Source organism: Mediterraneibacter glycyrrhizinilyticus (genome assembly GCF_015560805.1).
Lineage (GTDB): Bacteria > Bacillota > Clostridia > Lachnospirales > Lachnospiraceae > Schaedlerella > Schaedlerella glycyrrhizinilytica_A.
Genome location: NZ_JADMSO010000006.1, coordinates 1 through 15,204 on the forward strand (window position 1 = coordinate 1; position 15,204 = coordinate 15,204).

Sequence of the window (15,204 nt, forward strand, 5' to 3'; positions counted from 1 at the left end):
GGAAAGTAATGATTTTGATTCATTTATGAAATTCGCAGTGTAGTTTTGTGCAATTTTTTAAATTTGCTCATTTATAGTTCTTTTAATAAGTTGATGATCCGATAAGTTTTTTCTACAAATTCTGCGCGATGTGGATGCTCAAGTTCGTATAGCACATCTTTTCTTTCGGCGCAGTTCCGTATGCCAGATAGCGGAACAGGATCTCAAGTGGCATTTCTCCCTGCTTTTCCGGTTCCTGACAGATCGTTGCGGAGATGATCCCCTGATCGATCATCGGGATCTGCCGGGCGACAAGGTCGTTGGTGATGATCCGGACTTGATGATTCTTATCGGCGCGGCAGATCGCTTCACAGATTCCATAATCCGCCGGATTTACAACATAGACGATATTCACGTCGGGAAATATTCGGAACATTTCCTGCGCCGATAGAAAATTATCGATCTGATTTGCGCTGATCGGACGGATATCTAAGATCTTCATATCCGGATAGCGGTCAGCCGCCTCTTTTTTGAAACCGCGGATACGGTCGGAGTGGCTTGGGATTCCCTCGCTTCCCTCGGAATAAATACAGACGCGGGCGTCTTCCTTTCCGAGCAGGGCGCTTAAACCGGCGGCAAGTCGTCCGGAATCGATATAATTGCAGCCGACATATGCGAGGCAATTCCTGACCTCGGATAAACCGTTATAAAATACAAACGGAATATTCCGGTCCTTTAAAGTATGGAACAGGGAAGAGGTGTCTAACCCACGGAATCCGGGCATGATCACACCGTCAATTTCTTCTTCGGAAAGCATGGTATCAAAAGAAGAAAAAAAGTGTGCGGCAGTGGATTCGGTCAGTACTTTGAAGAGAACCTGTACGCCATATTGTTTGAGTTCTTCAGCCTTTTTCATGGCAGCCTTTTTAATATCCAGATAAAAAGGATGATCCTTGTCATCCGGGATCAAAAAGCCAAGTTTTAATTTCTTTTTTCGGATGGCAAGTCCCTGGGCAGCATGATTTGGTTTATAATCCAGTTCTTTCATCACGTCCAGGATCCGGGCTTTCGTCTCGGGACTGACCATTCCCCGGTCATGCAGGACACGGTCTACGGTTCCGATCGAAACTCCGGCTTCCCGTGCGATATCTTTGATGGTAGCCATATAATACCCCACTCTCTTTTGAATATGTTAAAAGTTTATCTTTTTTTTAGAATCCTGTCAATCTGAAAATGTGACGGAAAATGTGTTCGTACACGGCTTCGGAAACCAGCAATTCTGTTGCTTGGATAAAAAGAAATTGTACAAAACAAACAAAAATAAAAAAGATTTGACGAATATATTGACTGAAATAACAATATGGTTTTATGATTAATACACACGGTAACGTACACGGAAATGAAACGAGAGATGAAGGAGATGTTTCGTGACGTTCAAAGACAAGGAAAAGAAAAAGGAGGATGTGACAACATGAGAGCAACGAAGGAATACCGTCTGAAAGTGACCGAGGAAGCGCAGAAGATCGTGGATCAGCTGACATTGGAGCAGAAAGTCTCATTGATGAGCGGGAGTATTGTGGATCTGAATAAAGTGACACAGGAGCAGATCATGGAAATGATGGGCGGAATGCTCAGTGATGACAATCACTACAATATGACTCCATATCCGGCGGGGGGATTGGAGGAACATAACGTACCGCCGATGCTGTTTGTAGACGGACCAAGAGGAGTTGTCTGCGGAACCGGAAAATCAACCTGCTTCCCGGTATCTATGGCGCGAGGCGCGACATTTTCACCGGAACTGGAAGAAAAAGTCGGAAATTGTATCGGACGTGAAGTGCGTGCATTCGGCGGAAATCTGTTTGCAGGCGTGTGTATCAACCTGCCGTACAATCCGGGATGGGGACGCAGTCAGGAGACGTACGGAGAGGAGACCTATCAGGTCGGAAAAATGGGCGCGGCGCTTGTCAAAGGTGTGCAGGATGAAGATGTTATGGCATGTGTCAAGCACTATGCATTTAACGATATGGAAAATGCACGTTTCAAATGTAGCGTGACCTGCGACCAGAGAACGGAGCAGGAAGTATATCTGCCTCATTTTAAAGACTGTATCGATGCCGGAGCTGCAAGTGTGATGAGCGCGTATAACCGCTATAATGGCGTGCAGTGCGGACATCATAAATATCTGCTTTCCCAGGTGCTGAAAAAAGAATGGGATTTCGACGGATTTGTAATGTCGGATTTCTGCTGGGGCGTTCTGGATACGGTGGAAGCTGCCAACGGCGGACAGGACATGGAGATGATGTGGACACAGTATTTTGGCGAACGTCTTGTAAAAGCGGTGCAGGACGGATTTGTTCCGGAAGAGCGTATCAATGACGCGGCGCTTCGTATCGTGCGGACAATCCTGGCGTTTGATAAAGATCACAAAGAATACGATATGTCCGTAGTAGGCTGTCCGGAACATATCGCAGTGGCGAAAGAAGTTGCGGAAAAAGCAATCACATTGATTAAAAACGACGGCGTTCTTCCGCTGAAACGGGAAGAGACAAAGAAATTGGCGCTGATCGGGAAGCTTGCCAATACGGCGATTATCGGAGATCATGGTTCCAGCTGGGTACGTCCTCCATATGTTGTAACTCCGGAAGACGGACTCAAGAAAGCAAATGCAGAATGTGAAGTGATCTTTGATGACGGTTCAGATTTGGAGCGGGCAAAGAAATTGGCGGCGGAGAGCGACGCAGTCGTATTTGTTGTCGGATACAATTATGATGATGAGGGCGAATTTATTTCCGGAGATCAGGCGTCGAACTATACCGGAGCAATGGGCGGCGACCGGAAGAGAAGTCTGGGACTCCATGAAGACGAAATCAAACTGCTTCAGGAAGTCGGACCAGTCAATGAAAAGTCTGCGGCAGTTCTTGTCGGAGGAAATATGATCATGATGACCGAATGGTACGACAAGGTTAATGCTGTGATCATGGCGTACTATCCGGGTATGGAGGGAGGCACTGCTCTGGCAGAGATCATTTACGGAGACGTGAATCCATCCGGAAAGCTTCCATACGTCGTACCATATTCCGAGGACGATCTCCCGCATGTAGACTGGGAGGCGACTGATCAGTATTACGAATATTATCATGGCTATACACGACTGGAGAAAAACGGCGTGAAACCGCTTGTGCCATATGGCTTCGGACTGAGCTATACGACATTTGATATTACAGATCCGAAAGCTGTCGTAGACGGGGATGAACTGAAAGTGACGGTAAACGTGAAAAATACCGGAGCGATCGACGGCGATGAAGTCGTACAGGTTTATGTCGGATTTGAAAATTCCGCAGTGGACCGTCCGGTGAAACAGCTTCGAGGATTCCGGAGAGTTTCTTTGAAAGCCGGGGAAGAAAAAGAAGTTGAGATCACAACTCCGCTGGAAAAACTGAAATGGTATGATCCGGTTTATCGTGAATGGAAACTTGAGAAAATGGAATACCCGGTCTATGTTGGTTCCAGCGCTGCCGAAGAAGATCTGGTGAAGACGGCTGTCACTATTTCATAGACGTTTCGGGCAGTGATAAAACAGGTTGAATTTGGTTACAGGTTTCATAGGCGGACAGTTGATTTTGGGTATTTTGTAAAAGGTGCTGTAATTATATAATAAATACAAGTGATTCGTGAACGAAATACACAAAACAATGGGAGCGAGAAAGGAGTTACGAATGGAAGAGAGAAAGTATTTGAAATGGTACAACAAAGTCGGGTATGGGTCAGGAGACTTGGCGGCAAACTGTATTTACGGACTTCTGACAAGTTTCGTTATGATCTATCTGACCGACACAGTAGGATTGAATGCGGGAATCATCGGAACATTGATCATGTTCTCCAAATTTGCAGACGGAATTACAGACGTCTTCTTTGGAAACCTGATCGACAAGACAAAGAGCAAAATGGGGAAAGCGCGCCCGTGGATGTTGTATGCGCAGATCGGTAACTGTATCTGTCTTGTCGCAGTATTTGCAATTCCGTCAAGTCTTGGAAAGACCGCACAGTATGCTTATTTCTTTATTGCCTACACATTGTTGAACGCAGTGTTCTATACCGCGAACAATATTGCATATGCATCACTGACATCGCTGATCACAAAGAATGGTAATGAACGTGTGCAGATGGGATCGATCCGTTTTATGTTCTCACTTGCAACCAACATTATCGTACAGTCGATCACCGTTGGTCTTGTTACAAACTTCGGCGGCGGAGCAAAGGGATGGAGAACCGTAGCATTTATTTATGCGATCATCGCATTTATTGTGAATGCAATTTCCGTATTTTCTGTGAAAGAACTTCCGCCGGAAGAAAACGAAACAGAAAATGCACAGGGAAACGAAGAAAAGATTTCTTTCCTGGAATCTATGAAGCTTTTGCTTTCCAACAAATATTTCCTGATGATCGCAGCGTTTTATATTCTGACTTATGTGCAGACAGGTATCGCAGGAATCGGTATTTATTATATGACATATGTCTTGGGAAATCCGGCATTGCTTGGTACGTTCTCAATGGCACAGATGCTCCCGATGGTGATTGGTCTTGCATTTACACCGGCATTGGTGAAAAAGTTCAAAGGAATGTATAAAGTGAACTTAACAGGTTATTGTCTCGCAGCAGTATTCCGTATCGGATTCATCATCGGCGGTTATATGGGAAATATCCCGCTCATGCTCGGAAGTTCCGTGCTTGCAGGATTCTGTACAAGCCCGGCGACCGGAGACATCAACGCGCTGATCTCCGCAACATCTGATTACACGGTACGTACGACAGGAAAACATATCGAGGGCGCGATGTTCTCTTGTTCTTCTCTCGGAATCAAAGTCGGCGGCGGAATCGGATCTGCGATTTCCGGACTGCTTCTTTCCGCAAGCGGATATGTAGCAGGCGCGGCACAGCAGTCAGCTTCTACGATCAATATGCTGAACTTCATGTATCTGTGGTTCCCGATGATCTCGATCGTACTGATCGCAGTGATCATGTACTTCTTGAAAGTCGAGAAAGCAAATGCAGACTGGGATGCGGCACATGGTGTAAAGTAAAATTTACATAACAACAAAAGAAAAGGAATGGAACTTCTGATGCGGGTCGTGGTTTCATTCCTTTTCTTTTGTAAATCGGTGTTGTGCCGGGACTATGACCGGGGGCGGAGACGCTTCCGGTAATCCAGAGGCGTTTCTCCAAAGGCGTTTTTAAACAGGCGGTAGAAGTGGCTGCGATTGGAAAAACCAAGTTCTTCGATGATCGAGGAAATACTTTTATCCGTGTTGGAGAGAAGCTGGCGGGCTTCCTCAAGGTAGATGGACTGTCCGTATTCGAGGATCGTCTTTCCGGTCTGTTTTTTTACGATCCGATTTAAATATTCACCATTGTAATGCAGAAGCATTTCCAATTCCTCGCGTGTGCATCGTCCGTGACTGGAGCGCATGATATGGGAAATCTTGCTGAACAGATATTCCTGTCCCTGCGAATGAGAGTGGATCCGGTTGATACTGAACAGATCCGGATCTCCGAGCAGTCGGAGCAGTCTGGCAAAGACGGCTTTTACCAAAAAGGAAGAGCCGAAATCCCAGTTGATCGTCTCCAGGATCAATGTGTTAAAAAGTGCAGACAGGCGGTCTAAAATATCATCCGCGGGGATCATCGGAAAACAGTCGAGGTAGATCTTGTCAAATTTCAGCGTTTCATTTTTGCTGTCGGCAATGAGCTGGAAAATCAGATTCTCTTCGTCCGGGTGTTCGGCATGCGCTCGGATTTCCGTATAGTCGGCGAGAAGATCGGCGGTAAAATCATCCCGGAGCATCAAAAAGACCGCTTGGAAATCACCGGAAAATTCTTCACAGTGCCGGATATTTTTATTCATGATGCAGCATTGCCCGGCTTCATAAGTAAAGACTTGGTTTCCGACATGATTGGTGACGGATCCCGAGAGAACATACATAAATTCAATGCAGGAATGCTGATGCTGCGGACGCGTGCTTAAAGCGGCGGCAGAGACTGTGCCAAATTCGATATTGTGATAATTGTCGGGCGAGAACTGGTAGATATTGCATAGATCGTCAGTTTCGCGGCATGTCTCGAACATAACGGCAAAAGGGGAAGAAATCTCATAAAATTGGAGATCCTGCTCTTTCGTGTCGGTGATGATCAACGGATTAAAAGAAGATTCGATCTTTGATTTTTCTTCCGGAGTAATATGGTGGAATGTGTCTTTTGCCATGGCAGATATCAGGTCCTTTCGAGGTTGGATTTGGTTACAACTTTCGGTGGGCAGGTCGGCTTTCGCCATTGAGTGAGCTGTGCCGAAAAATTATAATAAAGAATAGTTACAGTATACACGAACAAGAGAAAAGAAGAAAGTCAAAAAAGCAAATAAGAAGGGAGAGTTCAGACATGTTAAGAACAAAGATCAATGACAACTGGCAGCTGGCAAAAGGAGGAACTTCCATGATGTCCGCGCTTCAAGGCGGACTGGAATTTGAGACGATCAACCTGCCGCACGACGCGATGGTGCATGAAGAGCGGACGCCGGATACGGAAAACGGAACTCAGACAGGTTATTGGCCGGGCGGACTTTATACATATACAAAGAAGCTGAATGCACCGGAAGCGTGGAGAGACAAGACGGCGATCCTGGAATTTGAGGGCGTGTACATGACCGCGATGGTTTATGTGAACGGAAATCTGGCAGCGACGAATCTGCACGGATATTCCAATTTCTATGTGGTTTTGGACAAATATCTGGAATATGGTCAGGAAAATGAAATCAAAGTAGTTGCAGACAACGCATCCGAGAAAAATTCCCGGTGGTATTCGGGAAGCGGAATTTACCGGAACGTCAACCTGCTGATCGGCGGAAGGATCCACATTCCGGCAGACGGCGTGAAGATCACAACACCATCTGTGGCAAAAAATGCGTCCACCGTAGAAGTTGACACGACAGTTAAAAATCTGACAAGAGCAAAAGAGAAGATCACCGTGGAGGTGCTGATCACGCATGCCGGTGTCGTTTATGGGAAAGACGTTGTCGGAGTGACGATGTACAAAGAGGCGGAAGAGACGGTGCGCCAGACGATCTGTATCGAAAAAGCAAGATTGTGGAGTCCGGATGATCCGTTCTTATATGAATGTGTAGTGAATGTTTATGCAGGAAAGGAAAAACTTGACGAAGTACATGAGCCGCTTGGTATCCGCAAACTGGAACTGGATGCGCAGCATGGACTCCGCATCAACGGAGAGCAGGTAAAACTGCGCGGAACCTGCATCCATCACGACAACGGAATCATTGGCGCCGCAACGTTGGAGAAAGCGGAAGAGAGACGCTGCCGTCAGATGAAAGAAGCCGGATTCAACAGTATTAGAAGTTCTCATCATCCGATGAGCAAGGCGATGCTGGATGCGTGCGATAAATACGGAGTCCTCGTAATGGATGAATTGACGGATATGTGGACGAATCATAAGAATGCAAATGATTTTGCGCTTCATTTCTTAGATTGTATGGATACGGAGATCAAACGCATGGTGGCAAAAGATTATAATCATCCTTGTGTGATTTTGTATTCAACCGGAAATGAGATTCCGGACATGGGTACGGAAAGAGGCGCACAGTTGAACCGTCATATGTGCAATCTGATCCATGAGCTGGATCCGAACAGATTTACGACAAATGCGATCAACGGGCTTCTGGCGCTGGGACCGAAGATGGGGATCGTGATCCGGGAATTGATGGAGGCACAGAAGAAACAGGCGGAAGCATCCGGTGAGAGTGGCGAAGAGGGCGCGAATGCTCTGAACGGAATGATGGCGCTGATGACCGGAGAGAGCGGCGATGCGGTTGCGTGCCATCCGCTGATGACAGAAAGTATTGCGGAATCTTCCGAGGCAATGGATATTATCGGACTGAACTATCTGACCGGACGGCATGTGCTGGAAAAAGAGCTCCATCCGAACAAGACTGTGCTTGGTACGGAGACGTTCCCGGCGGATATTGTGAGATTATGGGATATTGTAAAGAATAATGATCATGTGCTTGGCGATTACACATGGACCGGTTACGATTATCTCGGCGAAGCAGGATGCGGTGTGTTCTACTATGACGGAACACAGAACTTTGCCGGCGTATATCCGGACCGTACCGCTTATATCGGGGATATCAACCTGATCGGATACCGCCGCCCGATCAGCTATCTGCGCGAGATCGTTTTCGGACTTCGCAAAGCGCCTTATATTGCAGTAGAGCGCGTGGATAAATATGGAATGCCGCATTCGCTTACCGCATGGATGTTCAAGGATAATGTGGCAAGCTGGACGTGGCCGGGATACGAGGGCAAACCTGCCAATGTGGATGTTTACAGTGAAGCGGATGAGGTGGAATTGTTCCTGAACGGAAAATCCCTCGGAAGAAAACCGGCAGGCGAGGCAAATGGATTTACGGCAACATATGAGATCACATATGAGCCGGGCGAACTGCTTGCAGTCAGCTACCGGGATGGCGAAGAGACCGGAAGAGACGTGCTGTACACGGCAAAAGACGAAGTGCAGATGCAGGTGGACTGCGAGGGCGAAGTGCTGAAAGCGGACGGTGAAGATCTGGCATTTGTTACAGTGAAGCTGACCGACGATAAAGGCGTGGAAAATCTGTTCGCACAAAAAGAGATCATAGTGACCGTAGAGGGAGCCGGAACTTTGCAGGGATTCGGAAACGCAGATCCGAGAGCGATCGGAAGCTACGACGATACGACATGGAACACGTTTGACGGCTATGTGATGGCAGTCGTTCGTGCAGGAAAAGAAGCCGGAACGATCAAAGTCAGATTTGAAGCCGAGGGATGCGAAAGCAGAGAAATTGAGATCCAGGTGCGTTAGGCGGGAATTGAAGATGAGGGAGGCGTTTTATGAGAAAACAAAAATTCAATGACAACTGGATTTTCCGGACAGGCGGAGGAAGCTCTCTGGAAGCGTTGGCAGGCGGAGACAGGGCTGGGAAAATGGTGACGCTGCCGCATGACGCGTCGATCGGAAAAGAGCGGAATCCGGAAGAATCGAACGGAAGCGGAAACGGATTTTTCCGGGAAGAGAATTACAACTATACAAAAGAATTTGAATTAGACCCAAAAGACAAGGGGAAAAATATTTACTTTGAATTTGAGGGCGTCTATCAGAATGCATTTGTCTACATCAATCATGCATTTGCGGGAAAATGTCCGTATGGTTACGGCAATTTTTATATTGACGCCACAAAATTTGTACGGTTTGATCGGAAAAATGAGCTTAAGGTCATTGTGAAGAACGGCGTACCAAGCGGACGGTGGTATACCGGCGGAGGAATCTACCGTGACGTCAATCTGATGATCGCCGACCGTCTGCATCTGGCGGCGGACAGTGTACATTTGGCGGCAGTGGATGTGGAGGAAGATCAGGCGGTGATCCGCGCGGCGGCAACGATCGCTTATACCGGAATCGGAGTGCGTGACGTGCAGTTTTTTATCCGGCTTTTGGATGCGGATGGAAATGTGGCGGCGGAATCGGTGATGCCGGTGACTGTGGAAGAATATACAGAGCGGGAATATCTCCAGAAACTTTATGTGGATCAGCCGAAGCAGTGGGATGAGGAACATCCGTATTTGTATACGTATCAGGCAGTTATCAAAGAGGGAGAGAACATTCTGGATGAAGAAGAGGGAACGTTCGGAATCCGCAAGCTCCAGTTGGACAGAAAACACGGACTTCGCGTTAACGGAAAAGTTGTTAATCTGCGCGGCGGATGTATCCACCATGATAATGGTGTGACCGGGACCGCCGAGTTCGCACATACGGCGGAGTTCCGTGTGAGAAAATTAAAAGAAGCTGGATACAATGCGATCCGAAGTTCTCACTATCCGATGAGCCGGAGACTTCTGGAAGCATGTGATAAATTCGGAATGTATGTGATGGATGAGTTTTCCGATGTGTGGACGACGACAAAAGTGGACTTTGATTACGGTACGCACATGGCGGAATGGTGGGAGCATGATATCACCAATCTGGTGAAGAAAGACTACAATCATCCGTGCGTCATTATGTATTCGATTGGAAATGAGATTCCGGAGACCGGAAACAAATTTGATACACAGTGGGGAAAGAAGCTTGCGGATAAATTGCGCAGTCTCGACGACAGCCGTTATGTGACGAACAGTCTGAACCTGATGCTGAGTATCATGGATCGTTTGGGCGAAATGAAAGAACAGATGGCAGCGCAGGCGGAAGCAAAAGCAAATGCAAAAGATACCGAAGGCAAAGATCTTCGAGAAAATTCAGAGATCAACAGTATGATGAGCAGCATGGGGGATATGATGAACATGCTGATCGGCAGTGAGATCGCAGGAAAGGCGACGGAGGAAGCTTTTGCTCAGGTGGATATTGCTGGATATAACTATGCGCAATGTCGTTATGAACCGGATGCAAAGCGTTATCCGAACCGGATCATCGTAGGTTCGGAGACATTTCCGAAAGATCTGGATGAGAACTGGGAGCTAGTTGAAAAACATCCGTATGTGATCGGAGATTTTTCATGGACTGCATGGGATTATCTCGGAGAAGCAGGAATCGGAAAAATCTTGTATGAGGAACAGCCGGGAATGGGATTTTATGCGCCGTATCCGTATAAGGCGGCATATTGCGGAGACTTAAACCTGCTCGGTGACAGACGACCGGTTTCTTATTGGAGAGAAATGATCTGGGGACTGCGCAAAGCGCCGTATCTCAGTGTGCAGCTTCCGCAGTATTATGGCATCACCCCGCAGATGACAAACTGGAGTATGACAAATGCCGTCCGAAGCTGGAACTGGAACGGGTACGAGGGAAAACCGGTGGTCGTGGAAGTTTACACTGATGCAGAAGAAGCGGAACTGTACATCAACGGTGAGTTGAAAGAACGGAAAGTCGTAGGTGAAAAGAAAAAATATATTGCCGAGTTTGATACGATCTATATGCCGGGCGTCGTAGAAACGGTTGTCTATAAAGACGGAACCGAAGTTGGCAGAGACCGGATCATAACTGCAAAAGACGAGGTGCAGATCACAGCAGTTGCGGATGCAAAAGAAATTCCGGCAGACGGCAGTGACATTTGTTATGTGGAGATCAGTCTCGATGACGAAAACGGCAACCGGAATCCGGGAGCGGACAAAGCAGTGAGGGTATCCGTGGATGGTCCGGGCGTGATCCTTGGATATGGAAGCGCCGATCCGGAATCGGAAGAAAATTATTTTGATATGACGGCAAAGGCATATGAGGGACGTCTTCGCGCGGCAGTACGCGGAAACGGAGCTGCCGGAACGATCACGGTGACTTTGCAGGCAGAGGGATGCGAGGATGTGAAAGTACAGATCGAAGCAGTGTAAGACTTGCGACAGCGTGATAGGGATTATGAGCGTATAAAGAGATGGACAATGAAACAAGAATGATACAGGAACGTAACGGGAACGTCAGTGTACAAGTGACATATTATTTTCCACTTGTACATTGACATTGTCAGAGTCGGGATACAAAGAACGGATCGTCTTGTACCCCGACTCTATATTGTTGTGATCCGTTAATGGATCCTGCGATCAATTAGATGATCCATCCGGCGATTGATCAGACGACCGGTTCGTCGATCTGTTAGTCGATAAATACGATCGGTTTGATCAAATCTTTCGGTTTATCTTTCATCATCAGGAGCGCTTCTTCTACTTTGTCAAAACCGTGGAACTGATGCGTGACAAGGCGTGACGGACAGATCCGTTTTGTCTCGATCAGGGAAATCAGTTTTTCCATACGAAGTCTTCCGCCCGGCATCAGTCCGGCAGCGATCTGTTTGTGTCCCATACCGCATCCCCATTCTACACGCGGGATCTTGATATAATCGCCCTCTCCGATGTAGTTGACATTTCCGATTTTTCCGCCCGGCTTTAAGACATTGATGGCAGTTGCAAATATGTCCACATCTCCGCCTGCGATCACGACTTTGTCGACGCCTTTTCCGGAAGTGAGGTTCATCACCTGTTCTTCAATGCTTCCGTTGCGGTAGTTGATGATGTGGGTTGCGCCAAATTCTTTGGCAATCTCGATACAGTTCGGACGGCTTCCGACTGCATAAATCTCAGAAGCGCCGCGGATCGCAGCTCCTGCAACGGACATCAGTCCTACCGGACCGATACCGATCACGAGTACCTTATCGCCAAACTGAACGTCAGCCAGCTCGACACCGTGGAAACCGGTCGGGATCATATCGCAGAGCATAACGCCGGATACGTCATCGATGGATCCCGGCAGGATCGCCATATTGCCATCGGCATCGTTTACATGGAAGTATTCTGCAAATACACCGTCTTTAAAGTTAGAGAATTTCCAGCCTGCCAGCATTCCGCCGGAGTGCATGGAGTAACCGGCCTGTGCTTCCAGAGAATTCCAGTCGGGAGTGATCGCAGGGACAACAACCCTGTCGCCCGGTTTGAAATCTTTTACCTCACTGCCGACTTTTTCGACGATACCAACGGCTTCATGCCCGAGGATCATATCGGTACGTTCTCCGATCGCGCCGGACCATACGGTGTGGACGTCGGATGTACAGGGAGAAATTGCCGTAGGGCGTACAAGCGCATCTTTAGCGCCAAGTACAGGGATGTCTTTTTCTACCCATCCGATCTCTCCGATTTTCTTCATTGCGAAACCTTTCATGTTAGAACCTCCTTGATCTTTTTAATGTTTGATATAATTTTAACATACTTTAGATAAAAACGGTTGTTTTTGAGTCTGTGGATATGGTAAAAAATCAGAAGAAATGGGAAAGAACCATGCGGTTCGGGAAGCGGAAAATTTGCGGGAACAGGATGAAAAAATTTGAGAGAAATTTTAGGGAAAATTTTAGGGAATGGTGCGGAATTTGTTGACAAACAAGAAAGAATCCGATAGAATCAATATGGTTCGTGAGTGGAGAAATCCCTCCGATTTTTTATGCGGATGTGGCGGAATTGGCAGACGCGCCAGACTTAGGATCTGGTGGGAGACCGTGCAGGTTCAAGTCCTGTCATCCGCATTATAAAACGGCAGAATGCGCTAAAACAGTGCGTTTTCTGCCGTTTCTTTTTGTCTTTGATACTAAAATGATACTATTTCAATAATTATCTGATGAGTAGAGTTTTTCTAATTTGTCTGCAACTTCACTTTGTTTTGATGGAAACAAGTGAGAATATATGTCGAGTGTAGTTGATACATTCTCATGTCCGAGTCGCTCCGATACCAGTAACGCAGAAAAACCGAGTTCGATTAATAGCGAGGCGTGAGAGTGTCGGAGATCGTGCAGCCGGATATGATGCAGTCCGGCAAGCGTTTCGTGTTTTTTCATGTGTTGCAAGTATGGATTCTTAGAAGAAGTAAAAAGCAATGTGTCTGACGTTGCTCCATAGATGCGCTTCATGTGTCGATCGAGACACTTACATAAAAAGCTGGGGATCGTGACTGTACGATTCCCTTTTTCTGTTTTGGGTGGTGTTATAACCGTTTTGCTGTCTATTTTATGATACGTTTTATTTATGCTGATCGTTCTGGCTTTTAGATCTACATCTGCAAAGGTCAAAGCCATGAGCTCCCCGATTCTCATACCAGTGTAGTACAAGACAAGGAAAGCCGTGTAAAATGGATCTGACTTGTCAAACGTAGCGATAAATCGGTTAAATTCTTCCAGAGTCCAAAACTGGACACTCTTCACTTTCTTCCCGATATTATCCCCCGCGATCTGGCAGGGATTCCTTGCAAGTCCGTAATATTTCACAGCAAAATTAAACACAGCAGAGCACTCCATCACGATATTATGCAGATAGGACTGTGACAGCAGCTTTCCATTTGCTCCTGTGGCTGTCTTTAGCTCAGCTTGCCATTTCCTTATATCAGCGGCAGTGATACTGTTGAGTGGCTTATCTTTAAAATAAGGGATCACCCACGCTTCAAGGCGCCCTTTTTCGCTCTTATAAGAACTCAGCTTTGCATGGGCTTTCTTGTCCTCAAGAAATAGCTCGCACATAGCGGAAAAACTCATGTCAGGGCTTCCTTGCTGTTGTTCCAAAAACTGTCGTTCCCAGTCTTTCGCTTCACGCTGCAGCTTGAACCCTCGTTTCAACTTCTGCTTTTTGTTCCCTTGCCAGTCCGTATAGTAGAATTTGCAGTACCATGTTCCGGTTTTTTCGTCTTTGTATGTTGGCATATATGATCTTCCTTTCCTTACCGGGCGGGGCATAGGTCAGAAGATCAGTTGACATATTTTCTTTAATTGACTATAATATACTCACTAAGACAGCCGAGAAGATAGCTCAAACCTATCCGCTTCGGCGAAAAATTAAAAAGTAACTATCAGAGATAGCCGCCTAATTCTTTACCAGAGAGCAGGGCGGCTATTTTCTGTCTTTGTCATTTCTGACTAATGTGATAATAGCGCATATCATAATCACAAAAGTAAATATATCACTGTATGTAACCATGTTATCATCCCCTTTACTAAGACTCAAAGCGGATGATATGACCGCCCTCTCGGCTGCCTTAATAAGTATATTATTGTCAATGAACGGCTTCGCTCATAATTGAGCTTTATCGGTCTGATCGGTTTCTTCCAATTCTGGAAAAAACTCATTGTGCAAAGAGCAATTTTGCGCTGCGAAATTCGTCATTACTCTTCGTCTTTTCTCTTGCTCTTTAAAAATTCGGCGAATTTTCTAATCTCGTTAAGTTCGTCTTCTGTGTATTCGTCACCGTCAAAGTGCGCGGCTATTGTGGTAATTGGTTCCGAACTTGAAGTTATTGAAAACTCTTTTGTTTCTCCGGTTTTTGAATTTTGAATCTTAATATGTTTTTCGTCAAGTAGTTTTTTTAATACAAGAGATATTTGTTCCTCTGTGTCAAAATCTGTTAAGTCAAATACAATTCCTTCCTCTCCGTCTATTACTTCACTGTCACCAACAAATTCGTTTAGTGTGATTCCTAATCCGGTGCATATCTTCATTACAAGATCTATTTTTGCATCTTGTGAATCGCGCTGAATAAACGAATATAGGGTTGTAGATGGTACACCTATTTGTTTTGCAAATTCCTTAACTGTTAAGCCTTTTTTGTAAAGTAAATCTTTTAACTTATTTCCTAACGCCATTGTTCCACACCTCCACTATTTTATTAAAA

9 protein-coding genes and 1 tRNA gene are annotated in these 15,204 nt (G+C 46.2%); 5 read left to right on the forward strand and 5 right to left on the reverse strand.

Annotated features, from left to right (window positions below):
- Positions 1-112 precede the first annotated feature (112 nt).
- Positions 113-1,144 (reverse strand): LacI family DNA-binding transcriptional regulator, encoded by a 1,032-nt coding sequence (locus I2H87_RS07310; protein ID WP_195609620.1) that lies wholly within the window; start codon positions 1,142-1,144, stop codon positions 113-115.
- A 306-nt stretch (positions 1,145-1,450) separates the two neighbouring features.
- On the opposite strand from I2H87_RS07310, the gene I2H87_RS07315 reads away from it, so the two are divergent.
- Both I2H87_RS07315 and I2H87_RS07320 read left to right on the forward strand, forming a co-directional pair.
- The gene (locus I2H87_RS07315) at positions 1,451-3,538 is read left to right on the forward strand and encodes a beta-glucosidase (RefSeq protein ID WP_009268142.1); all 2,088 of its coding nucleotides are present in this window, start codon (positions 1,451-1,453) and stop codon (positions 3,536-3,538) included.
- 160 nt (positions 3,539-3,698) lie between these two features.
- The gene (locus I2H87_RS07320; protein WP_009268141.1) at positions 3,699-5,063 is read left to right on the forward strand and encodes an MFS transporter; all 1,365 of its coding nucleotides are present in this window, start codon (positions 3,699-3,701) and stop codon (positions 5,061-5,063) included.
- 92 nt (positions 5,064-5,155) lie between these two features.
- Here the strand turns inward: I2H87_RS07320 and I2H87_RS07325 are convergent, their stop codons facing one another.
- A complete protein-coding gene (locus I2H87_RS07325) occupies positions 5,156-6,241 on the reverse strand; it encodes an AraC family transcriptional regulator (RefSeq protein ID WP_195609621.1) in 1,086 nt (361 codons plus the stop codon).
- 173 nt (positions 6,242-6,414) lie between these two features.
- Here I2H87_RS07325 and I2H87_RS07330 point away from each other — a divergent pair, with 173 nt between their 5' ends.
- Both I2H87_RS07330 and I2H87_RS07335 read left to right on the forward strand, forming a co-directional pair.
- Positions 6,415-8,886, forward strand: coding sequence for a glycoside hydrolase family 2 protein (locus I2H87_RS07330; RefSeq protein WP_195609622.1), 2,472 nt, complete (start codon positions 6,415-6,417; stop codon positions 8,884-8,886).
- A 29-nt stretch (positions 8,887-8,915) separates the two neighbouring features.
- Entirely contained in the window at positions 8,916-11,399 is a 2,484-nt protein-coding gene (locus I2H87_RS07335; RefSeq protein WP_195609623.1) for a glycoside hydrolase family 2 TIM barrel-domain containing protein, read from the forward strand.
- Positions 11,400-11,658: 259 nt separating this feature from the next.
- Here I2H87_RS07335 and I2H87_RS07340 read toward each other — a convergent pair whose 3' ends face one another.
- On the reverse strand, positions 11,659-12,717 hold the full coding sequence (locus I2H87_RS07340; protein ID WP_195609624.1) for an NAD(P)-dependent alcohol dehydrogenase: 1,059 nt from the start codon (positions 12,715-12,717) through the stop codon (positions 11,659-11,661).
- Between the two features lie 278 nt (positions 12,718-12,995).
- Here I2H87_RS07340 and I2H87_RS07345 point away from each other — a divergent pair.
- Positions 12,996-13,075 (forward strand) — tRNA-Leu (locus I2H87_RS07345).
- A gap of 78 nt (positions 13,076-13,153) precedes the next feature.
- Here I2H87_RS07345 and I2H87_RS07350 read toward each other — a convergent pair.
- Together I2H87_RS07350 and I2H87_RS07355 are read right to left on the reverse strand one after the other, a co-directional pair.
- Entirely contained in the window at positions 13,154-14,239 is a 1,086-nt protein-coding gene (locus I2H87_RS07350; RefSeq protein WP_195609625.1) for a site-specific integrase, read from the reverse strand.
- Positions 14,240-14,698: 459 nt separating this feature from the next.
- Entirely contained in the window at positions 14,699-15,175 is a 477-nt protein-coding gene (locus I2H87_RS07355; RefSeq protein ID WP_195609626.1) for a helix-turn-helix domain-containing protein, read from the reverse strand.
- Positions 15,176-15,204: the final 29 nt, after the last annotated feature.

Coding starts and splice junctions, on each gene's coding strand:
- I2H87_RS07310 (WP_195609620.1), bottom strand. CDS start 1,144: ATGGCTACCATCAAAGATATCGCACGGGAAGCCGGAGTTTCGATCGGA.
- I2H87_RS07315 (WP_009268142.1), top strand. CDS start 1,451: ATGAGAGCAACGAAGGAATACCGTCTGAAAGTGACCGAGGAAGCGCAG.
- I2H87_RS07320 (WP_009268141.1), top strand. CDS start 3,699: ATGGAAGAGAGAAAGTATTTGAAATGGTACAACAAAGTCGGGTATGGG.
- I2H87_RS07325 (WP_195609621.1), bottom strand. CDS start 6,241: ATGGCAAAAGACACATTCCACCATATTACTCCGGAAGAAAAATCAAAG.
- I2H87_RS07330 (WP_195609622.1), top strand. CDS start 6,415: ATGTTAAGAACAAAGATCAATGACAACTGGCAGCTGGCAAAAGGAGGA.
- I2H87_RS07335 (WP_195609623.1), top strand. CDS start 8,916: ATGAGAAAACAAAAATTCAATGACAACTGGATTTTCCGGACAGGCGGA.
- I2H87_RS07340 (WP_195609624.1), bottom strand. CDS start 12,717: ATGAAAGGTTTCGCAATGAAGAAAATCGGAGAGATCGGATGGGTAGAA.
- I2H87_RS07350 (WP_195609625.1), bottom strand. CDS start 14,239: ATGCCAACATACAAAGACGAAAAAACCGGAACATGGTACTGCAAATTC.
- I2H87_RS07355 (WP_195609626.1), bottom strand. CDS start 15,175: ATGGCGTTAGGAAATAAGTTAAAAGATTTACTTTACAAAAAAGGCTTA.